The organism is Arthrobacter sp. GCM10027362 (assembly GCF_042679445.1).
GTDB lineage: Bacteria > Actinomycetota > Actinomycetes > Actinomycetales > Micrococcaceae > Crystallibacter.
The window spans coordinates 1-22,034 of the sequence record NZ_JBHTML010000055.1 but is presented as its reverse complement, the minus strand read 5'-3'; the positions used below and the strand labels follow the sequence as shown (position 1 = coordinate 22,034).

The window sequence follows — 22,034 nt, the reverse complement described above, 5'->3', positions numbered from 1 at the left end:
CGGCGGCCGGGCGGTGCCCTTTCAGCGCGGGCGTGCCGCCGGTGGTGGGCATGTCCGCCGTGTCGATGACGTCCTTGAGGACCAGCGGGATGCCGGCCAGCGGCCCCGCGTTCCCCGGCACGGCCGCGGCCCCGGCGGCGGATTCGAGCAGGGCCGGGAAATTGTCATGGATCAGCACCCCCAGCTTCGCGGCCCACTCCCGGCGTTCGGCCAGCGCCCCGAGGTAGGCACCCGCATCCAGCTGCCCCGTCCGCAGATGTTCCGCGGCCTCCGTTAGGGTCAGGTCCGCCGCATCGGGGACGGCGGCGGGCGCAGGAACGGGTGAAGGCGTGCTGTGTGTCATCCTTCCATAGTGATGGACCGCACGCCCCCGGACATCGAACCGGCGCGCGGTGTACCTCACATTTCTTGCTCCGCTACCTTCCGGAATACCTCCAGTTGACTCCCTGGCAACGCTTAGCTATTCTCCGGCAGATCCTCAGGCCCTGCCGGTTTCCAGCAACTTGCGGAAGCCGGCCTCGTCCAGCACCGGAATGCCCAGCTGTTCGGCCTTGTCCAACTTGGAGCCGGCGTTCTCGCCCGCCACGACATAGCTGGTGTTCTTCGAGACTGACCCGGCAGCCTTCCCGCCGCGGGCGATAATGGCCTCCTTCGCCTCGTCCCGGCTGAAATCAGGCAGCGTGCCGGTGACCACCACGGTCAGGCCCTCCAGCGTGCGGGGCATATTTCCATCCACCTCGTCCGCCATCCATACCCCGGCCTCCTTCCACCGGTCCAGGATCTCGAGGTGCCAGTCCACGCCGAACCACTCGGTCAGGGAGGCGGCGATGGTCGGCCCCACCCCGTCCACCTCGGCAAGCTGTTCCTCGGAGGCGGCACGGATGGCATCCATCGAACGGAACGCCCTGGCCAGCGCCCGCGAGGCGGTCGGGCCGACATGGCGGATGGACAGGGCCACCAGCACGCGCCAGAGCGGCTGGGACTTGGCCTTGTCCAGCTCCTCGAAGAGCTTGTTGGTGTTGGCGGTAGGCACCGAGGGCTTCCGGGCGGTGGGTTTGGTGTAGAAGTACGGCACCAGTTCGAACGCACCGGTGCCGACGCCCTTGGAACGTTTCTCCCGCCAGACCTTCACCTCCGCGAGCCGCTCGCGCAGCGCCGGATCGGGGTGGCTGGCGGCCAGGTCGAAAATCTGCGCCTCCGTGGTCAGCACGCCCGGACCCGAGGGCCGGATGACGCCGCCGTTCTCCGCAGGGTCCGGCCCCGGCCCGGAGGTCAGCGCCATGGCCGCCTCCTCGCCCAGGGCCTCAATGTCGAAGGCCCCGCGGCCGGCCAGGTGCGCCACCCGCTGGGTCAGCTGCGCCGGGCAGGACCGGGCATTGGGACAGCGCAGGTCCACATCGCCCTCCTTGCCCGGGGCCAGCGGGGTGCCGCAGGACGGGCACTCGGCCGGCATCACGAATTCGCGCACCGGTGGATCCTGTGCGTCCCGCAGGGCCATGACGGGCCCCACGATTTCCGGAATAACGTCCCCGGCCTTGCGCAGCACCACGATGTCCCCGATCATGACGCCCTTGGCCTTGACCACGTCCTGGTTGTGCAGCGTGGCCATTTCCACCGTGGATCCGGCCACCTTCACGGGTTCCATCACGCCGAAGGGAGTCACCCTGCCGGTGCGCCCGACGTTGACCCGGATGTCCAGCAGCTTGGTGTGGACCTCCTCCGGCGGGTACTTGTAGGCCACGGCCCAGCGCGGCACCCGGGAGGTATGGCCCAGGGCGCGCTGGAGCTCGAAGTCATCCACCTTGATCACGATGCCGTCGATCTCGTGCAGCAGGTCGTGCCGGTGCTGCCCGTAGTGTCCGATGAAGTCCAGGATCTCCTCATAGCTGTGCAGCACCTGGAAGTACGGGCTGACCGGCAGCCCCCAGTCGCGCAGCAGGGCATAGGTTTCGGACTGGCTCGCTGCCGTCAGTCCTTCCCTGGCGCCGATCCCGTGGACGAACATGCTCAGCGGCCGCCGGGCCGTCACCGCCGGGTCCTTCTGGCGCAGCGAGCCGGCCGCGGCATTGCGGGGGTTGGCGAACGGGGCCTTGCCCTCGGCCACCATCTTCTCGTTGAGCTCGAGGAAACCCTGCGAGGCGATGAAGACCTCCCCGCGGATTTCCACTTCCGCGGGGACGGTGCCGCCGGCCAGCCGGGTGGGAATATCCTTGATGGTCAGCGCATTGTGGGTGATGTCCTCGCCGGTGATCCCGTCGCCGCGGGTGGCGGCCCGGACCAGCTCGCCGTCGCGGTAGAGCAGGTTCACGGCGAGCCCGTCGATCTTGACCTCGCTAAGCCAGCGCAGCTGCCGGCCCCCGCCGAGCTTCTGCACGGACGCGGTGGCCCGCTCGATCCAGGCCTGGAGCTCCCCGAGGGAGAAGACATCCTCCAGGCTGTACATCCGCTGCAGGTGGCGCACCGGCGTAAAGGCCGCGGACACCTCGCCGCCCACCTCCTGGGTGGGCGAATCATTGGCCACCAGTTCCGGATGCAGCGCTTCAAGCTCTTCCAAATGCCGGTACAGCGCGTCGTACTCGGCGTCGGAAATGAGCGGGGCATCCTCGTTGTAGTAGGCGTAGCGGTGGCGCCGGACCTCGTCCACCAGGCGGTCGTATTCCTGGCGCACGTCCTCGCCGGGCAACTGCTCCGGCTGCCGTACTTCGGCCGGGCCGGCCTGCTCTGTGTCTTCGGGCTTGATCTGGGCTGTGCTCACGCCTCTATCTTGCCGCATCGGCCAGGCACCGGTCGTTGTCCGCTACTCCTCCGACGCGTCAATGACCACCAGCGTGATGTTGTCCCGCCCGCCCGAGCGCAGCGCGGCCTGGATCAGCGAATCCACCACGTCCTGCGGATGGGCCAGCGCCGCCAGGATGGCATGCAGGTGGTCGTCGCTGACCTCGCTGGTGAGCCCGTCGGTGCAGATCAGCACCCGGTCCCCGGCCTCCACCGGAAGCAGCCAGAAGTCCGGCTCCCCGTCTTCGCCGGTGCCCAGGGCGCGGGTGACGACGTTGCGCCGCGGGTGCACCAGCGCCTGCTGCGCCGTGATGCGGCCGAGGTCCAGCAGCTCCTGGACCTCGGAATGGTCCCTGGTGATCTGCTCGAGCCTGCCGTGGCTGAACCGGTAGGTCCGCGAGTCCCCCACGTTGAACACCAGCCAGCTGGGCTTGCCGTTTTCCTCCACGAGTGCGACTCCGCTGAGGGTGGTGCCGGCCCGGGAGTCCGCAGCCTTCCTGATCCGCCGGTCCGCGGCAGCGATCAGCCGCCGCAGCTCGTCCCGGTTGATGGCCGACACGGCGTGGACACCGTTGACCGTCCGGCCGGCAATATCAGAGAGCAGGGTTTCGACGCAGATCCGGCTGGCGACCTCGCCGGCCTCGTGGCCGCCCATGCCGTCCGCCACGGCGAACAGCGGCGGCGCCACGAGCAGGGAATCTTCGTTCAGCTGCCTGCGCAGCCCGCGATCGGTGCCTTGCCCGACCGTCAACCGGATGGATGCCATATGCCTAGTCCACCACCAGACCGGTCCCGCGGCCATGGGCCAGCGTCACCGGATGGATTTCGCCGAAACCGCGCACGGTGCGCACCTTCTGCGGCATGAGCACGAACCGTTCGTCCCCGGCCAGCGTGGCGGCGGTGCTGGAATCCAGCAGCACCGTGCCGGGCTCGGCCAGGGCGGTAAGCCGGGCGGCGAGGTTGACCGTGGGCCCGTAAATGTCCCCCAGCCGGGAGAGGATGCCGCCCCAGACCATGGCCACCCGGGCCGAGGGCAGCAGGTCGTCGTCGCCGATCGCCTTGGCCAGGGCCAACGATATCTCGGCACCGGCCTGCGGCGTCGAGGCGATGAACAGCACTTCGTCGCCGATGGTCTTGACCAGCCGGCCGCCGCCCACGGAGATGATTTCCGCGCACCGGTGTTCGAAGCGCTGGACCAGCTGCGCGAGCGTCTTCTCGTTCATCTGCCGGGACAGGCTGGTGTAGGAGACCAGGTCCGCGAAGCCGACGGCGCGCAGCAGCGGCAGCGAACCGTCGTCGTCCTCCCCTGCCTTGACCCCCAGCCCGGCCTCGGCCCGCACCGTCAGCCGGGACACCGCGGCGTTGAGCTGGCGGCGGTAGGAATACAGCAGCACGCGTTCGAGCGGGTCGATCAGGTTCGGCAGCTCGGTGACCAGCCGCTTGCGCGCCTGCGCATCGGTGATGCCCAGCTGGTGCACCATTTCCTCCACCACCGCCTCGACCTGCCACACCACCATGCGGTCGGTCATCTGGCCGATGGACCGGGTGATGGAGATGGCCGCCTCCTCGGTGAGCCGCTCCTCGCGCACCAGGTCGATGATGGTGGTCAGCGCCTCGATGTCCGCGGGCGTGAAGGCCACGTCGTCGTCGCCCAGGTTGGCAAAGCCCAGGGCCCGCCAGAGCTTGCGGGCCGAGAGCAGCGAGACTCCGGCGGCGGCGGCCACCTCGCGGCGCTTCAGGGAGCGCTCGGCACCGAGCAGCCGCACCTCCAGGTCGCGCACGGCCTGCCGGTCCACCTGCTCCGGATTCGGATCCTCGCTCAGGTCCTCACGGACGGCCGCCAGCTCCTCCTTCGGAATGATCCGGGGCATGGACAGGGTCATCGGCTCCGGTTCCCTGACGTCTCCAGGCCGTTCTTCCTGTCCGCCGCTGCTCAACACCTGCCACCCCTTCTGCCGTTCCGCTCCAGCTGCCATTAATCTATCCGGCCTTCCGCCATCTTCTACCCAGTGTAGAAACCTGTGTCCCGGCCCGGGTGGCTGCCCCCGCCCGGCCCGTCGGACCTGTCCGCCGGCACCTCCTCGACGGCCCGGGCCACCAGCGCGCGGAAACGATGCACCTCGGGCACGTCCTGGAGCCAGGCGAACCGGCCGGGCCCGGCCTCGGCGCGCAGGTTTCCGCTGCGCAGCATCCGCTGCAGCAGCGTCTGTTCAAGGTGGACCTCGTGGATCGCCGAGAGCCGGGCCTCCTGCTCGCTGCGCCGGCCCCAGCCCCGCCTGACCAGCAGCCGCCGGTTGGTCAGCACATACAGGGTGGACCACCAGCGCAGCAGCGGCATCGCGAACATCCGCAGGGCCAGCACGCCCGCCGCCACCAGCACCGCGGCCTGCAGCAGGGTCTGCCACTCGGCCACCCAGGCGATGTGCTGCTCGCGGGTGATCCGGCCGGAGCAGAAACCGCCGGCCAGCAGCACCAGCAGCAGCGCCAGGAACGGCCAGAACAAGGTGCGCGCCTGCGGGTGCGTGACCACGATGACCTGCTCCCCCGGCTCAAGCTTCAGGCGCACCGCCGCCTCCGCGCGCGACCGGCAGCCGGGATGCGCCCGCGGCCCACGGAACCAACCGGCAAATCAGGATCCCTCGTCGGGGCGCAGGTGCACGACGTCGCCGGCGGCCACCACATGCTCGGTTCCGTCCCCGGCCCGGACCCGCAGCGCCCCGTAGCTGTCCAGCCCCACGGCCTCGCCCACGATCTCCGAACCGCCGGGCAGCTGGGCGCGCACCTGCTGGCCCAGGGTGACCATCACCTTCTGCAGCCGGGAGGCCAGGCTGGTGCCGTCGGGCCATTCGGCGTCCGCCTTGCCGTTGACATCGCAGAACTGGCGGTAGCGCTGCGCAAAGATGCGCAGGTAGGACATCAGCAGCACGGTGCGGTCCGTCGTCGCGCCCTTCTCCAGCAGCACCGAAGTGGCCGTGGGCACCGGCAGCTCGTCCTGCCCGAGTGTGACGTTCAGTCCGGTTCCGACGACGACGGCGGGCGGCGTGCCGTCCGGGTACGTCACCATTTGCGCCAGGATCCCGGAAATCTTCTTGCCGTTGACCATCACATCATTGGGCCACTTCACCTTGGCGTCGAGGCGGGCGTGGTCGCCGAGCGCTTCGGCCAGGGACAGCGCGGCAACCAGCGAGCACCAGCCATAGGTCTGCGTCGGCAGGGGCATGCCGGCACGGTTGTGCGGACGCAGCAGCACGCTGACGATCACCGAGGACCGGGCCGGGGCCGTCCACGCGCGGTCCAGCCGGCCCTTGCCGGCGGTCTGCTCTTCGGCGGCCAGGACGCTCAAGTCCGACCAGCCGACCTTGTCCGCACCCGCCTTGGCAGCCAGATCCGCATTGGTGGAACCGGTGGACTCGACCAACTCCAGCCGCCGGTACGACCCCAGCGGCGCGCAGACGGCGTCGCTCAGCCCGTCCAGGTCCAGGGCGGGGCGGTCGACGTCGGGAAAACTCGGGCTCATGGAATCCATCCTACTGAGCACGGCCCTGCCGGACACCCCCGACACAGCCGCAGGACCTCCGGCAAAAGCTCCGACGGGGAAATTGTAGGATTTCTACAGCGGATGTCCCGCCCATCCTCACTAGACTGGGAGCTGCGGCGTCTGGGCCATCGGGAAATTTGTACGGAACCTACTTAACCTCCGGTGCCCGCCCCGCCCCATGCCACTTGCAGAATCCGGAGAATTTATGAGCCTCGATCAAGAACTTGATCTTCAGAGCACCGCCGGCAAGATCGCGGACTTCCGCCGCCGCCAGGCACGGTCCCTGGAGCCCTCAGGTCCCGAGGCCGTCGAAAAACAGCACGCCCGCGGCAAGCATACCGCCCGCGAACGGATCGGCCTGCTGGTGGACGAAGGCTCCTTCGTGGAATTCGATGCCTTCGCCACCCACCGCTCCACCGCCTTCGGCATGGAGAAGAAGAAGCCGCTCGGGGACGGCGTCGTCTCCGGCTACGGCACCGTGGACGGCCGCCTGGTGGCCCTGTACAGCCAGGACTTCTCCGTCTACGGGGGGTCGCTGAGCCAGGTCAACGGCGAAAAGATCGTCAAGGTGCAGGAGTTCGCCCTGCGCAACGGCTGCCCGGTGATCGGCATCAACGACGGCGGCGGCGCGCGCATCCAGGAAGGCGTGGCCTCGCTGGCCATGTTCGCGGATATTTTCCGCAACAACGTGGCCGCCTCGGGGGTGGTCCCGCAGATCTCGCTGATCATGGGCCCGTGCGCCGGCGGCGCCGCATACTCGCCCGCCCTGACCGACTATGTGGTCATGGTGGACAAGACCTCGCACATGTTCATTACCGGGCCGGATGTGATCAAGACCGTCACCGGCGAGGAAGTGGACATGGAGACCCTCGGCGGAGCCCGCCAGCACAATGCCACCACCGGCACGGCCACGTACCTGGCCGCGGACGAGGCGGACGCCATCGAGTTCGTCCGCGAACTGCTGGAGTTCCTGCCGTCCAACAACCTGTCCGAGGCGCCCCGGACGGGCTTCGACGAGGACCTCGAGGTCGGCCCCGGGGACCTGCTGCTGGACGAACTCATCCCGGACTCGGCGAACCAGCCCTACAACATGCGCACCGTCATCGAGCAGATCGTCGACGACGGCCATTTCCTGGAAATGCAGGCCCTGTACGCCCCGAACGTCATCATCGGCTACGGCCGCGTGGAAGGTGCGACCGTGGGCGTGGTGGCCAACCAGCCGATGCAGTTCGCCGGCACCCTGGACATCAACGCCTCGGAGAAGGCCGCGCGCTTCGTGCGCCACTGCGACGCGTTCAACATCCCGATCCTGACCCTGGTGGACGTGCCGGGCTTCCTGCCCGGCAAGGACCAGGAGTTCAACGGCATCATCCGGCGCGGTGCCAAGCTGCTCTATGCCTACGCCGAGGCCACCGTGCCGAAGCTGACGGTGATTACCCGCAAGGCCTACGGCGGCGCCTACATCGTCATGGGCTCCAAGAAGCTGGGCGCGGACCTGAACCTGGCCTGGCCCACCGCGCAGATCGGCGTGATGGGCGCCCAGGGCGCGGTCAACATCCTGTACCGCCGCGAGCTGGCCGCCGTCGAGGCAGAGGGCGGGGATGTGGAAGCCCGCCGCCGGGAGATTATCGCCCGGTACGAGGAGGAACTGCTCAACCCCTACCAGGCCGCCGAGCTGGGCTACGTGGACGCGGTGATCGCCCCGTCCGACACCAGGGTGCAGATTGTCCGCGGCCTGCGGGCCCTGCGCGACAAGCGCGCCACCATGCCGCACAAGAAACACGGAAACATCCCGCTATGACCACGAATCCCCAGGACCGGCAAATCCCGCTGCTGACGGTGGCGAAGGGCAACCCGGCACCGGACGAGCTGGCTGCCTTGACCGCCGTCGTGCTGTCGCTGCAGTCCGCCGCGCACGAAAGTGCCGGGTCCGGCGGCCGGCGCCGGAACCCGCGCCGCCGCGAGCTGCTGCGCCCGGTGGTGCCGTTCGGCCCCGGCGCCTGGCGGCACACCTTCCGTTAGCCGCCCCGGCGTTTACCCGCGCGGGTCCGCAACGGTTCCAAGGAACAGCGGCATGCCGGTATCCGCGTGGATGATCCGCTGGCACGCTCGCGCCGGGGCCCGCGGAACCGTCCGGGGTAAGCTCGACGCGTGAGCAACCAGCCAACGGAAACCACGTCCAGCACGCCGGCCGCAACCCGGATACCCTCCGCCATCGACACCGCCGCCAACGCCTATGCGCAGCGGCTGCTGGAACTGAGCCCCACGCTCGCCACCAGCCTGGGCATTCCCGGCCGGGAAACAGAGTACGACGACTATTCCCCTGCCGGCCTGGACGCCTTCGCCGCGGCCGCCCGGCAGGCCCTGGCGCAGCTGGACGGCCTGGAACCGGCCGACGACGTGGACCGCGTGACGCTGGACGCGATGCGCGAGCGGCTGGGCCTGGACCTGGAAATCCATGGCACCGGCTGGAAGCTGGCCGAGCTGAACAACATCGCCTCGCCGGCCCAGGGCATCCGCGCCGTTTTCGACCTGATGCCCACCGCCACCGCCAGGGACTGGGAGCACATCGCCGGACGGATGGCCAACGTCCCGGGGGCCGTCGACGGCTACATCGCCTCCCTGCGCACGGCCCGGGACCGCGGCCTGGTCGCCGCGGCCCGGCAGGTGGAGACGGTGATCGGGCAAACCGCCGCGTACGCGGCCGACGACGGCTTCTTCCGCACCTTCGCCGCCGGCGCCCGGACCGACGACGGCGAACTGCCGCAGCAGCTGCGCGCTGCCCTTGCCGCCGCGGCGCAGACGGCTTCCGAGGCGTATCTGTCGCTGGCGGCCTTCCTGCGTGACGAGCTGCTGCCGGCCGCACCGGAGAAGGACGCGGTGGGGCGCGAACGGTACGCCCTGCTGTCCCGGCAGTTCCTCGGCGCCGCCATCGACCTCGAGGAGACCTACCGGTGGGGCGTGGAGGAACTGGACCGCGTCATCGCCGAGCAGGAGGCCGTGGCGCGGCAGATCCGGCCCGGCGCGGGCATCGAGGAAGCCATGGCGCTGCTCGATGCCGACGAGTCCCGCCGGCTGCACGGCACCGGCGCGCTGCAGGCGTGGATGCAGGAGCTCTCCGATTCGGCCATCGCAGCCTTGGCCGGCACCCACTTCGAGATCCACGAGCCGATGCGCCGGCTCGAGTGCCTGATCGCCCCCACCCACGAGGGCGGCATCTACTACACCGGTCCCTCGGAAGACTTCTCCCGACCCGGGCGCATGTGGTGGTCCGTGCCGGAGGGCGAGGACTCCTTCGCCACGTGGAAGGAAACCACCACCGTCTATCACGAGGGCGTACCAGGGCACCACCTGCAGATCGCCACGGCGACCTACCGCCGCGACACGCTGAACGAGTGGCGCCGCAATATCTGCTGGGTGTCGGGCCATGGCGAAGGCTGGGCGCTCTACGCCGAGCGGCTGATGGACGAGCTGGGCTTCCTCGCCGATCCCGGGGACCGGATGGGGATGCTCGACGCACAGCGGATGCGCGCCGCACGCGTGGTTTTCGACATCGGCGTGCACCTGGAACTCGAGGTCCCGCCCCGCTGGGGCACGGGCACCTGGACACCCGGGAAGGGGTACGACTTCCTGCGCCGGAACATCGCGATCAGCGAGGGCCAGCTCAAGTTCGAGTTCACCCGCTACCTCGGCTGGCCCGGCCAGGCGCCGTCCTACAAGCTGGGCCAGCGCCTCTGGGAGCAGATCCGGGACGAGCTGCGCCGCCGCGATCCGGACGGCTTCGACATCAAGGCCTTCCACACCAAGGCGCTGAACCTGGGCTCGGTGGGGCTGGACACGCTGCGCCGTGCCCTGCTCGGCGCCTGAACCGTAGGGGTTTCGTCACACTCGCAGCGGGAATAATCGCGGACTCCCTGCTCATTGCGGGGAATTCCGGCACCACAGCAGCCGCCCAAGCCGCAGCCCGGACGCAACATTTCTCAATACTGGCTTTGCCTGCTATGGGCAACAACCTACGGTCGTGGAGTGACTACAGCTACCACCGCACCGAAGGCCGGCAGGAAAGTGCCCGGCTGGGCCCGTTCGTTCGGCCCCCAGATCATCGCCGCCCTCGTGGCCGGCCTGCTTCTCGGCTTGTGGGCCAGGTCCATGGGCGAACCCGCCGAGGGACAGGCCAACTGGCTTACCCAGACCCTGACCACCATCGGCGCCAGCTATGTCTCGCTGCTCAAGGCCGCCGTCGCCCCGCTGATCTTCACCGCCGTCGTCAGCTCCGTGGCGAACCTGCGCGCCGTCTCCAACGCGGCCCGGCTGGCCTGGCAGACCCTGCTCTGGTTTGCCATCACCGCCTTCATCAGCGTGCTGATCGGCATCGGCCTGGGCGTGGCGCTGCGCCCGGGCGCCACGGACGCCCCCACGGCCCCGGCCGAGTACAGCGGCAAAACGGGTGACTGGTGGGCCTTCCTCACCGGCCTGATCCCGTCCAACTTCCTGGGCCTCGAGGCCGTGACCAAGACGGCGGACACCGGCGCGCTCACCACCAGTGTGGGCTTCAACGTGCTGCAGATCCTGGTCATCGCCATCGCCGTCGGCATTGCCGCACTGAAGCTGGGCAAGCCGGCCGAGCCGTTCCTGGCCCTGAACGCCTCCGCGCTGGCCGTGATCCAGAAGGTGCTGTGGTGGATCATCCGGATTGCCCCGATCGGCACCGTCGGCCTGATCGGCAAGGCCGTGGCCACCTACGGCTGGGATACCATCGGTTCCCTGGGCATGTTTACCGTATCCGTCTACGCGGGCCTGGCCCTGGTGCTGTTCGTGGTCTACCCGGTGCTGGCCAGGAGCCACGGCCTCTCCGTCCGGCAGTGGTTCTCCGGCGCCTGGCCGGCGATCCAGCTGGCCTTCGTCTCGCGCTCCTCGATGGGCACGCTGCCGCTGACCCAGCGGGTGACCGAACGCAACCTCGGCGTTCCGCGCGCCTACGCCTCGTTCGCGGCGCCGCTGGGTTCGACCACCAAGATGGACGGCTGCGCTTCCATTTACCCGGCCGTAGCCGCCATCTTCGTGGCGCAGTTCTTCGGCGTGCAGCTGGACTTCATTGACTACCTGCTGATCGTCGTCGTCTCGGTGCTGGGCTCGGCGGCCACGGCCGGCACCACCGGGGCCACCGTCATGCTGACCCTGACGCTGTCCACCCTGGGCCTGCCGCTGGAGGGCGTGGGCCTGCTGCTGGCCATCGACCCGATCCTGGACATGGGCCGCACCGCCGTCAACGTGGCCGGACAGACCCTGGTCCCGACCATTGTCGCCAAGCGGCAGGGCATCCTGGACACCTCGCTCTACAACGCCCGCCGGACCACGGAGCCCTTCGCTGACGACGCAGCGGATGCCTCCGTGGCCGACGACGGCGCGGAGCTGGCTGCCGCGCGGGCCTGACCTGCCTCCCGGCCAAGCAGCGGTCCCGGCGCCGGCGCCGGGACCGCTGCCGTTTAAGCGCGCAGGTTAAGCGGGCAGGGCCGATGCATCCCCCAACAGTGCACCGGCCCTGCCTCCCGCCGGATGGACGATTGTGCCGGCAGGGCACGCACCGCCAACCAGGCGGGACGTTACGCGGGCAATCCTACGGCCGCCCCCGGCAATTAGTTGACAGGTCATCATTTCATTACGGCCGGATCACAACTTGGCCACGGGCGCTGCCCCTACCGCCCGCGGTTCCCCCGCCCCGCAACACCCCGCGCCCTCCCACCGCCTGCAAGCCCGGGCCGGGCCCCTGCCGCTACGCTTGTATCCCGTGACCCGACTGATTCTTGCCTCCGCCTCCCCCGCCCGCGCCAAGCTCCTCCGGGAGGCGCACATCGCGCATACCACCGTGGTCTCCGACGTGGACGAGGATGCCGTCGTCGCCCGCTACGGGATCAGCGACCCGCACGACACGGCGCTGCTGCTGGCCCGGGCCAAGGCCGAGGCGGTGGCGGCGCTGCCGGAGGCCGAGGGCGCCCTGGTGCTTGGCTGCGACTCGGTCTTCGAGCTCGACGGCCAGCCGCACGGCAAGCCGCATGATGCGGACGTGGCCCGGGAGCGGATCCGGCGCATGAGCGGGCGCCACGGTGTCCTGCATACCGGGCACTGGCTGGTGGACTGCCGGGATACCGAACCGAAGGACGGCTCCGACGCCGGTTCGGGCGCCACCATCGGAGCGGTCGCGTCCGCCGGCGTGTACTTCGCGCAGCTCACCGACGCCGAGATCGACGCCTACATCGCCACCGGAGAACCGCTGCAGGTGGCCGGCTCCTTCACCATCGATTCCCGCGGCGGCGCCTTCATTGAACGCGTCGACGGGGACCCGCTCGCCGTGGTCGGACTCTCCGTCTCCACGCTGCGGAAGCTGCTGGCCAGCGCGCACGTGTCGATAACCGATTTGTGGGAACAGTAGAGGCAGGGGGACGTACGTGATGCCCGGATCGTCGAGCTCGTCCGCAACCGCCCGGAGCAGGTGGTTCAGGCCCGCCGCCGCAGCGGCCATAGCGGTCATGGCGCTGCTGGCCCTGGTGCTGCTGGCCAAATGGGCCCGGACACTGCCCGGCGTCCAGGAATTCCTGGCGCAGTATCCCGGCCACGCCGCGCTGCCGGCGGGGGTGCCGGCGGGGCTGCCGGCCTGGCTGGGCTGGCAGCACTTCCTCAATGCCTTCTTCCTCGTGCTGATCGTCCGCACCGGCTGGCAGGTGCGCACCACCGCCCGGCCCAAGGCATACTGGACCCGGAACAACACCGGCCTGCTCCGGACCCGGGGCAAGCCGCAGAAAATCAGCCTGGACCTATGGTTCCACCTGACCCTGGACGCCCTCTGGGTCCTCAACGGGGCCGTCTTCATCGTCCTGCTCCTCGCCACCGGCCAGTGGATGCGCATCGTACCCACGGGCTGGGACGTCATCCCGAACGCGCTCTCGACCGCCCTGCAGTACGCCTCGCTGGACTGGCCGACCGAAAACGGGTGGGTCAACTACAACGCCCTGCAGCTGCTCGCCTACTTCGCCACCGTGTTCGTTGCCGCCCCGCTGGCGGTCCTCACCGGGCTGCGCATGTCCGCGGCCTGGCCGAAGAACGCGGCCAGGCTGAACCGGCTCTACCCGATCGAGCTGGCCCGGGCCGTGCACTTCCCGGTAATGATCTACTTCGTGGCATTCACCGCCGTCCACGTGGCGCTGGTCTTTGCCACCGGCGCCCTGCGCAACCTCAACCACATGTACGCCGCCCGGGACGACGCCGGCTGGGCCGGGTTCTGGCTCTTCGCCGCCTCCGTGGCCGTCACGGCCGCGGCCTGGGTCCTGGCCCGGCCGCTGTTCCTGCGTCCGGTCGCCGGCCTGACGGGCAAGGTGTCCCGGTAACGGCGGGAAAAGCGGGCGCCGGGGGACCCGCTGCGGGCCTGCGGGCAGCAGCCAGGGGCCAAGCGGTTGTAGGACTCCTACAAAAATCATCACCCCTTCACGCCGCAACGGCACGATTAATGGGCGAAAACCACAAAAGGGCGCTAGGCTCCCATGGGATAGAAGGAGCCAAAAGAATGACCAAACGCATCACCAAGGTACTCATTGCCAACCGTGGTGAAATTGCGGTCCGCGTAATCCGCGCCGCCCGGGATGAAGGCATCGCCTCAGTCGCCGTCTACGCCGATCCGGACCGGGACGCGCTGCATGTGCGCCTGGCCGACGAGGCGTTCGCCCTCGGCGGCAGCACCGCCGCCGAATCCTACCTGGGGATGGACAAGCTGCTCCAGGTGGCCGAAGCCGCCGGCGCGGACGCCCTCCACCCCGGCTACGGCTTCCTCTCCGAGAACGCCGAGTTCGCGGCCAAGGTCATCGACGCCGGCCTGGTCTGGATCGGCCCCTCCCCCGAGGCGATCACCAAGCTCGGCGACAAGGTCCAGGCACGGCACATCGCCGAGAAGGTCGGGGCTCCCCTGGTCCCCGGCACCCCGGATCCGGTCCGGGATGTCCGGGAAGTCCTGGACTTCGCCGACGCCCACGGCCTGCCGCTGGCCATCAAGGCCGCCTACGGCGGCGGCGGGCGCGGCATCAAGGTGGTCCGGAACCGGGAGGAGATCGCCGAAGCCTACGAGTCGGCGGTCCGCGAGGCGACCGCGGCGTTCGGCCGCGGCGAATGCTTCGTCGAACGCTTCCTGGACGCACCCCGGCACGTGGAGACGCAGTGCCTGGCGGACGCGCACGGCAACGTCGTCGTGATCTCCACACGTGACTGCTCGCTGCAGCGCCGGAACCAGAAACTCGTCGAGGAGGCCCCGGCACCCTTCCTCAGCGACGAGCAGAACCGGCGGCTGTACGCGGCCTCCAAGGCCATCCTGCGGGAGGCAGGCTACCAGGGCGCCGGCACCTGCGAGTTCCTGGTCGGCCAGGACGGCACCATCTCCTTCCTCGAGGTCAACACCCGGCTGCAGGTGGAGCACCCGGTCTCCGAGGAGGTCACCGGCATCGACCTGGTCCGCGAGCAGTTCCGGCTGGCCAGGGGCGAGGAACTCGGCTATCCGGACCCGGAACTGAGGGGCCACTCCCTTGAGTTCCGCATCAACGGGGAAGACCCCGGGCGCAACTTCATGCCGGCCCCCGGCACGGTCCAGACGCTCCGGCTGCCTGCCGGTCCCGGCGTCCGGGTGGATTCGGGCATCGAGGCCGGCGAGGTTATCGGCGGCAATTTCGACTCGATGCTGGCCAAGCTGATCGTCACCGGCAGCACACGCAAACAGGCCCTGGAGCGTGCCCGGCGCGCGCTGGACGAGATGGAGATCGGCGGCATGCCGACGGTGCTGCCCTTCCACCGGGCCGTGGTCACGGATCCGGACTTCGCCCCCGAGGAGGGGCCGTTCAAGGTGCACACGCGCTGGATCGAGACCGAGTTCGTCAACGACATCCCGGCGTTCGACGCCGCGGAGGCGGTTGCCGCCGGCGACGACTCCGAGCGCCAGCGGGTCACCGTGGAGGTTGGCGGCAGGCGCCTCGAAGTGGTCCTGCCGGCCGGGCTCGGCGCGGGCACTGCGGTGCGCGCCAACGGCAAGCCCAAGCGCCCCCGCGGCCGCGGGGGCCAGGCCGGCGCGGCCGTGGCCACCGGCGACGACCTGACCTCGCCAATGCAGGGCACCATCGTCAAGGTGGCCGTCAACGACGGCGACACGGTCTCCGAAGGGGACCTCGTCGTCGTCCTCGAAGCCATGAAGATGGAACAGCCGCTGACCGCCCACAAGTCCGGAACGGTCTCCGGCCTGAACGCCAGGCCCGGAGACACCGTTACCGCCGGCACCGTGCTGGCGGTCATTTCCGACTGAACAGCCCGTGTTTCCGCCGGACCGGAAACGCTGCAAAGGCCCCGCCGCTGCCGCTGCGGGGCCTTTCCGTTACCCAGTATTTACGACTCCGTGGCTAGCCATCGGCCCAATAGTAAGTATGCTTTGTGGTAACCGGCTGGTCCGCCAGTCATCGCTCGAGGAGGATTTCCCAGGTACCGGCCGGCAATAGCAACACCATTGAAAAGGAGCTGTGCACCATGGGTTTCATTGCATTTCTTATTCTCGGACTCATCGCAGGCGCCATCGCGAAGCTCATCATTCCGGGCGACCAGCCGGGCGGCTGGCTCTCCACGCTCGTCCTCGGCGTCATCGGCGCGCTGCTCGGCGGCTGGATCGGCAGCGCGCTGTTCGGCGTCGGGCTGCAGGAGTTCTGGAGCATCCAGACTTGGATCGTGGCCATCATCGGCGCCGTCATCGTCCTGCTGATCTGGGGCTTCTTTACCCGCAGCCGGCGGACCGTCTAAGCCCTGCCGCCTCGGCGTGAGGCGCAGCATAAGCCAAGGGCGGCACCCCGGCCGGGGTGCCGCCCTTGGCATGCGGACGCAGCTGCCGCTAGGCCACGTTGTTTTCGTAGTCCTTGTCGCGGGTCTCCGCGGTCATGAACAGCGCGACCAAGGTCAGCACCGCCCCGAGGGCCAGGTATACGCCCACCCACACGGTGTTGCCGCCGCCGGCCTGCCACAGGGCAATGGCCACGAAGGACGCCGGGGCGGCGCCGAGCACCGAGGACAGGTTGTAGGCCACCGCGGAGCCGGTGTAGCGCACGTTCGCCGGGAAGAGCTCGGGCAGGATCGAGGCCATCGGGCCGAAGGTCAGGCCCATCAGGGCGAAGCCGACGATCAGGCCCACCATGGCGGCACCCTTGCCCGGGCCGAACATCAGGGTCCAGGCGGCACCAAAGACCAGGATTCCCAGCGAAACCCAGATCAGGAACTTGCGCCGGCCGAACTTCTCGGCCAGCGGCCCGGAGAGGACCGTGAAGATGCCAAAGAAGACGACGCCGATGATCAGCATGACCAGGAACTCGGGCCGCTCGATGCCCAGGCCGGGGACGAAGGCGGCCGGATCGAACGCCTTGCCCTTGGCCGCGGCCGCCGCCGCGGCCTGCTCGACGGTGGCCGGGGCGGTGCCGTAGGTCAGGGTAAAGGAAGTCATCAGGTAGAAGAGCACGTAGGTGGCCAGCATGATGAACGTGCCGGCGACGACCGGCCGCCAGTGCTTCTTCATGGTCGCCTTGAACGGGGACTTCTCGACCTTCTCCTGCTCGACGACCTTCTGGAAGGACGCGGACTCCACCAGCTTCAGGCGCACCCACAGGCCCACGGCCACCATGACGGCCGAGAGGATGAACGGCACGCGCCAGCCCCAAGCCATGAACTGTTCGGGGGTCAGGCCCAGCTGCAGGCCCACGAAGATCAGGTTGGCGATGATGAAGCCGATCGGCGCGCCCAGCTGCGGGAAGGTGCCGTAGACGGCCCGCTTGTTGGCCGGGGCGTTCTCGGTGGCCAGCAGGGCCGCACCGGACCACTCCCCGCCCAGGGCCAGGCCCTGGGCGAAGCGCAGGATAACCAGCATCAGCGGCGCCAGCACCACGAAGGAACCGGTGGCCTCGGGCAGGAAGCCGATCAGGAAGGTGGCGATGCCCATGGTCAGCAACGAGGCAACCAGCGTTCCCTTGCGGCCCAGCTTGTCGCCGAAGTGCCCGAAGAGCACGGAACCGACCGGGCGGGCCACGAAGGCCACGCCGAAGATCGCAAAGGCGCTGAGGATCGCGTTGATATTGGTCGCATTCGGGAAGAACAGCGCCGGGAAGACCAGCACGGAGGCGGTCGCATACGCGTAGAAGTCGTAGAACTCGATGGTGGTGCCGATAAGGCTGGCAAAGATTACACGGCCGCGGGTGTTCACCGGAGCAGCCGGGGCATCCTTGGCAATCGGTGCGGGTTTGGACATAAAGTTCGGCTTTCGATCTAACTCGGGGCAGGCGGAAGCCCGGTCCGGCAGGTGGGATGTTGCATAGATATTACAGCCAGCCTTCCGAAATCCGGACATCTGTTCCATTATTTGGACACATTTGGTATAGGCGTGAGGCGCATCACGGGCGATGCACCGCAGCGGCGCGCAGGCGCCGTGTGAGGATGTGGGAATGACCCCCCATTCCGGCCCCGCGCTGACCAGCCGGCTGCCGGCCGCCTTGGCCCCGCCCGCAGGCCTGGTCTCCGTCCGGCTGGTCCGCCGCTTTCCCGTACGCAGGATCGTCGCCGCGGTGCTGCCGGTCCGGCCGGCCGTGCCCGTTTTCGTGTCCGTCGGCTGCCTGGCTGCCTGCGCGATGTTCCTGCTCACCGGCCGGCGCGGGGCCGGGCAGGCGTCCGCATGACCGGAGGCCCTGCGGCCGGGCACGACGACGGCGCCGAAGCGGTACGGTCCGGCCGCCTCACCCGCGCGCCCTACCGCCGCGAGCCCTATGTCAGGGCCGGGATCGGCCCGGAGACCGTGGACGGCAAGGCCATCGCCTGGACACGCGCCGAGGTCCAGGTCAAGTGGGTGGACCGGGACGGCGCCATGCGCACCGCCTGGGTGCCGGCGTCGGCCGTGCGCCGGATCAGCCGGGATGAATCCGCCTGGCGGGACCCCTACGACGACTACGCCTTCTATTACCCGGATGGCGCAGCCGATGCGGCAGAATAGATCGGGTGACTGACACTAGCCCCGCCGAAGAAGCACTCAACGCCCGCGTCTACGCGCAGCTGGCCGCCGAACTCGGCGTCGCCGGCTGGCAGGTCAAGGCCGCCGTGGAACTGCTCGACGGCGGGGCCACGGTGCCGTTCATCGCCCGGTACCGCAAGGAAGCCACCGGCACGCTGGACGATGCCCAGCTGCGCGAACTGGAGGAACGGCTGCGCTACCTGCGCGAGCTGGAAGACCGCCGCCGCGCCATCCTGGAGAGCGTGGCCGAGCAGGGCAAGCTGACCGCCGAGCTCGAAACCAGCATCAACGCTGCCGACACCAAGGCCCGGCTCGAGGACATCTACCTGCCGTTCAAGTCCAAGCGGCGCACCAAGGCCCAGCTCGCCCGGGAGGCCGGCCTGGAGCCGCTGGCCGAGGCCCTGCTGGCGGACCCGGGGCTGGATCCGGAAGCCGAGGCGGCCAGGTACCTGAACCCGGACCACGAGGTTCCGGATGCCGCGGCCGCCCTAGCCGGTGCCCGCGCCATCCTGGTCGAGCGCATCAGCCAGGACGCGGACCTGGTCAGCGACCTGCGCGAACGGCTCTGGGGCAAGGGCCTGGTCCGCGCGCGGGTGCATGCGGGCAAGGAGGCCGAGGGCCAGAAGTTCGCGGACTATTTTGATTTCGCCCAGGTCCCGGACGGACTGCCCTCGCACCGGGTGCTCGCCCTGCTGCGCGGCGAGAAGGAAGGCGTGCTGGACCTGGCCGTCGTCGAGGCGGACCCGGACGATGCCGAGGCGTTCAGGGCCGCCCGCGCCGGCTACGAGCATGCCGTTGCCGCCAGGCTCGGCGTGGCCAACAACGGCAGGCCGGCGGATGCCTGGCTGTACCAGACGGCCCAGCTGGGCTGGCGCCGCATCCTGGTCAAGCTCGCCATCGACCTGCGGGTGCGCCTGTTTGCCGCGGCCGAGGACGAGGCGGTGCGGGTCTTCGCCGCCAACCTGCGCGACGTGCTGCTGGCGGCACCGGCCGGAAACCGGACCACGCTGGGCCTGGACCCCGGGCTGCGCACCGGTGTGAAGGTCGCTGTCGTGGACGGCACCGGCAAGGTGGTGGCCACCGACACCATCTACCCACACGCCCCGGCGCGGAAGTGGGACGAGGCGCTGGCCACGCTGGCCCGCCTGGTGGCGCAGCACGGCGTCGAACTCATCGCGATCGGCAACGGCACCGCGTCGCGCGAAACGGACAAACTGGCCACCGAGCTGATCCGCCTGCCGGGCCCCGGGCGGAAGGTGCAGAAGCTGGTGGTTTCCGAGGCAGGTGCCTCGGTCTATTCGGCATCCGCGCTGGCCTCGGCCGAGCTGCCGGGCCTGGACGTGTCGCTGCGCGGGGCGGTGTCCATCGCCCGCCGGCTGCAGGATCCGCTGGCCGAACTGGTCAAGATCGACCCGAAGTCCATCGGCGTCGGCCAGTACCAGCACGACGTCACCGCGGCCAAGCTGGAGCGGTCCCTGGACGCGGTGGTCGAGGACTGCGTCAATGCCGTGGGCGTGGACGTGAACACCGCGTCGCCTTCCCTGCTGGCGCGCGTCGCCGGAGTGGGTCCGCTGCTGAGCGAGAACATCGTGGCCTACCGCAATGAAAACGGTCCCTTCGCCAAACGCTCGGACCTGAAGAAGGTGCCGCGGCTGGGCGCCAAGGCCTTCGAGCAGTGCGCCGGCTTCCTGCGCATCACCGGCGGCGCCGAGCCGCTCGACGCCTCCAGCGTGCACCCCGAGGCGTACGGGGTGGCCCGCCGCATCCTGGCCGCCGCCGGCGCGTCCGCGGCGGACGTCCTGCAGGGGCCGGGCTCGCCGGGCTCACTGGCCACCCTGGATCCGCAGGCCTTCGTGGACGGGAGCTTCGGCGTGCCGACGGTGCGCGACATTATGGCCGAACTGGAAAAGCCCGGCCGGGACCCGCGCCCCACCTTCACCACCGCGTCCTTCTCCGAGGGGGTGGAGAAGATCTCGGACCTGGTCCCGGGCATGATCCTGGAGGGCACCGTCACGAATGTGGCAGCCTTCGGTGCCTTCGTGGACGTGGGCGTGCACCAGGACGGGCTGGTGCATATTTCGGCCATGTCCAACAAATTCGTCTCGGACCCCCGCGAGGTGGTCAAGTCCGGCCAGGTGGTCAAGGTTAAGGTCCTCGAGGCGGATCCGGAGCGCAAGCGCATTTCGCTGACCCTGCGCCTGGACGACGACGCCGCACCGCGGCCGGCCGCCGGCCGGACCGGGCGCGGGCAGGGCGGCCGGCCTTCCCGCCCCGGCAACCGGAACCAGCAGCCGCCCGTCAACACCGCCATGGCCGAGGCCCTGAGCCGGGCCGGGCTGGGCAGGTAGCCGGTCCTGCCGGGAATGCGACGCTGATGCTCCCTTTCGAAACCGACGACGAATTCCTCACCGTCAGCTACATTGCCAGCGACATCGCTGAAGCCGGCGGCGGCGAGCCGGACGTGGGCCTGGTCCAGGGCTGGTGGTCCAGGCTCTCACGCTCGGACCTGACGGCCCCGGCCGAGGGACTGGCGAGCACGGAGTTCTGCCTCGTCCACCCCACCGACCCGCAGGCCGCGCTGGAGGTGATGGCCGAGGACTACGCCATCGCCTCCATCGCGGCTACCGAGGCCATCGGCGAACACGGCGTGCTGCGGGACCGCGAGGTGCACCGGCTGATCGCCTTCGCGGACATCAAGGTGGCCCCCATCGCCGAAGGCACCGACCTGGAGCTGATCCTGATCGAACGGATCCTGGCCCGGTTTTCCGCCGGAATCGACACCTGGGCAGTGATTTTCAATATGGACCCGGAACTGCTGGATGCTCCCGATGACGGGCAGTGGCCGGAAACCCAGCTGATCACCGCGCCGGCACCGGCGTCGTTCACCGAGGTGCCTACCCGTTCGCGCGGACGCACCCTGCTCTGGAACAGCCGCGGCCGGCACCGGGGGCTCGGCTAGTTCCCCTGCCCGCCGGGCAGCAGGTCCGGGATCCCCACGACGTGAGCAGCACCACCTGCGGCACTGCAGCCAATCTGCGCTGTCCCGGGAGTACGGTGGAAGCGTGGTAAAGGTAATTGGGAAAATGGCTCCGCTCCAGGTGCAGGAACTCGAGGCGGAAGGCGAGAGCTATGCCGAGGCCAAGGCCGCGCTGGAAGCCCAGGTCCCCGAGGGCTGGCGCCTGATCCAGGTCCTGACGGTGTAGGGCGTTCAGCAGCTGCCCCGCCAGAGCAGCGCTGCCGGCTCAGCCCTGTCTGGGGGCCAGGCAGTAGCCGACGCCGCCCACGGTCTTGATCCAGCGCGGCAGCATCGGATCCTCGCCCAGCTTGCGCCGCAGGTTGGCCATGTGCACGTCGATGGTGCGCAGGTTCACCGCGGTACCGTAGGCGCCGCCGTCATAGGAATCCACCTTCACCCGCCGGGCGAGCTCCGCCTTGCTGCGGACCACCCGGCCGCCTTCCATCAGCGCGTCCAGCAGGTCGAACTCGGTGCGGGTCAGATCAACTGTCGCGCCGCCGATGGTGGCCCGCCGGCTGCCCCGGTTGAGGGTCAGGCCGTTGTGTTCGAGGATTCCGTCCCGCTGCCCGGCCGCTTCGGGTACGGTGCCCGGCGACGGCGCCTGGCTGCCGGCGGTTCCTGCCGCGCCCGCAGGCAGGCCGGCCGCC

20 protein-coding genes are annotated in these 22,034 nt (G+C 69.4%); 12 read left to right on the top strand and 8 right to left on the bottom strand.

The features are described from left to right. The 6 genes from ACFQ36_RS10330 to ACFQ36_RS10305 form a co-directional block, all read right to left on the bottom strand. Positions 1-343: amidase family protein (locus ACFQ36_RS10330; RefSeq protein ID WP_377013282.1), on the bottom strand; the 343-nt coding region annotated here is incomplete at its 3' end. Between the two features lie 135 nt (positions 344-478). After that, positions 479-2,773, bottom strand: coding sequence for an NAD-dependent DNA ligase LigA (gene ligA / locus ACFQ36_RS10325; protein WP_377013280.1), 2,295 nt, complete (start codon positions 2,771-2,773; stop codon positions 479-481). A gap of 24 nt (positions 2,774-2,797) precedes the next feature. Then, positions 2,798-3,577, bottom strand: coding sequence for a PP2C family protein-serine/threonine phosphatase (locus tag ACFQ36_RS10320; RefSeq protein WP_377013278.1), 780 nt, complete (start codon positions 3,575-3,577; stop codon positions 2,798-2,800). Next, on the bottom strand, positions 3,546-4,646 hold the full coding sequence (locus ACFQ36_RS10315) for an adenylate/guanylate cyclase domain-containing protein (protein ID WP_377013283.1): 1,101 nt from the start codon (positions 4,644-4,646) through the stop codon (positions 3,546-3,548). The genes ACFQ36_RS10320 and ACFQ36_RS10315 overlap by 32 nt, the downstream gene beginning before the upstream one ends. Before the next feature lie 131 nt (positions 4,647-4,777). Further along, entirely contained in the window at positions 4,778-5,341 is a 564-nt protein-coding gene (locus ACFQ36_RS10310; protein WP_377013277.1) for a PH domain-containing protein, read from the bottom strand. Between the two features lie 63 nt (positions 5,342-5,404). Then, positions 5,405-6,292: a biotin--[acetyl-CoA-carboxylase] ligase gene (locus tag ACFQ36_RS10305; protein ID WP_377013275.1), complete on the bottom strand. Its 888-nt coding sequence runs from the start codon at positions 6,290-6,292 to the stop codon at positions 5,405-5,407. A gap of 226 nt (positions 6,293-6,518) precedes the next feature. On the opposite strand from ACFQ36_RS10305, the gene ACFQ36_RS10300 reads away from it, so the two are divergent. The 8 genes from ACFQ36_RS10300 (at position 6,519) to ACFQ36_RS10265 (ending at position 16,129) form a co-directional block, all read left to right on the top strand. Continuing rightward, on the top strand, positions 6,519-8,114 hold the full coding sequence (locus ACFQ36_RS10300; RefSeq protein ID WP_377013273.1) for an acyl-CoA carboxylase subunit beta: 1,596 nt from the start codon (positions 6,519-6,521) through the stop codon (positions 8,112-8,114). Next, positions 8,111-8,335 (top strand): acyl-CoA carboxylase subunit epsilon, encoded by a 225-nt coding sequence (locus ACFQ36_RS10295; RefSeq protein WP_377013271.1) that lies wholly within the window; start codon positions 8,111-8,113, stop codon positions 8,333-8,335. Before ACFQ36_RS10300 ends, ACFQ36_RS10295 begins: the two co-directional genes overlap by 4 nt. 129 nt (positions 8,336-8,464) lie before the next feature. Further along, the gene (locus ACFQ36_RS10290; RefSeq protein WP_377013269.1) at positions 8,465-10,180 is read left to right on the top strand and encodes a DUF885 domain-containing protein; all 1,716 of its coding nucleotides are present in this window, start codon (positions 8,465-8,467) and stop codon (positions 10,178-10,180) included. A 159-nt stretch (positions 10,181-10,339) separates the two neighbouring features. Then, positions 10,340-11,746: a dicarboxylate/amino acid:cation symporter gene (locus ACFQ36_RS10285; RefSeq protein WP_377013267.1), complete on the top strand. Its 1,407-nt coding sequence runs from the start codon at positions 10,340-10,342 to the stop codon at positions 11,744-11,746. Positions 11,747-12,101: 355 nt separating this feature from the next. After that, positions 12,102-12,743, top strand: coding sequence for a Maf family protein (locus ACFQ36_RS10280; protein ID WP_377013265.1), 642 nt, complete (start codon positions 12,102-12,104; stop codon positions 12,741-12,743). Between the two features lie 19 nt (positions 12,744-12,762). Next, a complete protein-coding gene (locus ACFQ36_RS10275) occupies positions 12,763-13,695 on the top strand; it encodes a cytochrome b/b6 domain-containing protein (RefSeq protein WP_377013263.1) in 933 nt (310 codons plus the stop codon). Positions 13,696-13,871: 176 nt separating this feature from the next. Then, positions 13,872-15,644, top strand: coding sequence for an acetyl/propionyl/methylcrotonyl-CoA carboxylase subunit alpha (locus ACFQ36_RS10270; RefSeq protein ID WP_377013261.1), 1,773 nt, complete (start codon positions 13,872-13,874; stop codon positions 15,642-15,644). 218 nt (positions 15,645-15,862) lie between these two features. After that, the gene (locus tag ACFQ36_RS10265) at positions 15,863-16,129 is read left to right on the top strand and encodes a GlsB/YeaQ/YmgE family stress response membrane protein (protein ID WP_377013259.1); all 267 of its coding nucleotides are present in this window, start codon (positions 15,863-15,865) and stop codon (positions 16,127-16,129) included. Between the two features lie 88 nt (positions 16,130-16,217). Here ACFQ36_RS10265 and ACFQ36_RS10260 read toward each other — a convergent pair whose 3' ends face one another. Further along, positions 16,218-17,618 carry an MFS transporter gene (locus ACFQ36_RS10260; protein ID WP_377013257.1) on the bottom strand — a complete coding sequence of 467 codons (1,401 nt, stop codon included), beginning with the start codon at positions 17,616-17,618 and terminating at the stop codon, positions 16,218-16,220. 193 nt (positions 17,619-17,811) lie between these two features. On the opposite strand from ACFQ36_RS10260, the gene ACFQ36_RS10255 reads away from it, so the two are divergent. From ACFQ36_RS10255 to ACFQ36_RS10240, 4 genes are read left to right on the top strand one after another with little or no spacing between them, the layout of a single operon-like run. Next, positions 17,812-18,042, top strand: coding sequence for a hypothetical protein (locus ACFQ36_RS10255; RefSeq protein ID WP_377013255.1), 231 nt, complete (start codon positions 17,812-17,814; stop codon positions 18,040-18,042). Next, entirely contained in the window at positions 18,039-18,353 is a 315-nt protein-coding gene (locus ACFQ36_RS10250; protein ID WP_377013253.1) for a hypothetical protein, read from the top strand. Before ACFQ36_RS10255 ends, ACFQ36_RS10250 begins: the two co-directional genes overlap by 4 nt. Before the next feature lie 5 nt (positions 18,354-18,358). Continuing rightward, positions 18,359-20,719: a Tex family protein gene (locus ACFQ36_RS10245; protein ID WP_377013251.1), complete on the top strand. Its 2,361-nt coding sequence runs from the start codon at positions 18,359-18,361 to the stop codon at positions 20,717-20,719. 26 nt (positions 20,720-20,745) lie between these two features. After that, a complete protein-coding gene (locus ACFQ36_RS10240) occupies positions 20,746-21,330 on the top strand; it encodes a hypothetical protein (RefSeq protein ID WP_377013249.1) in 585 nt (194 codons plus the stop codon). A 283-nt stretch (positions 21,331-21,613) separates the two neighbouring features. Here ACFQ36_RS10240 and ACFQ36_RS10235 read toward each other — a convergent pair. Beyond that, a partial coding sequence (locus ACFQ36_RS10235) for a winged helix-turn-helix domain-containing protein (RefSeq protein ID WP_377013247.1) occupies positions 21,614-22,034 on the bottom strand: 421 nt, incomplete at its 5' end.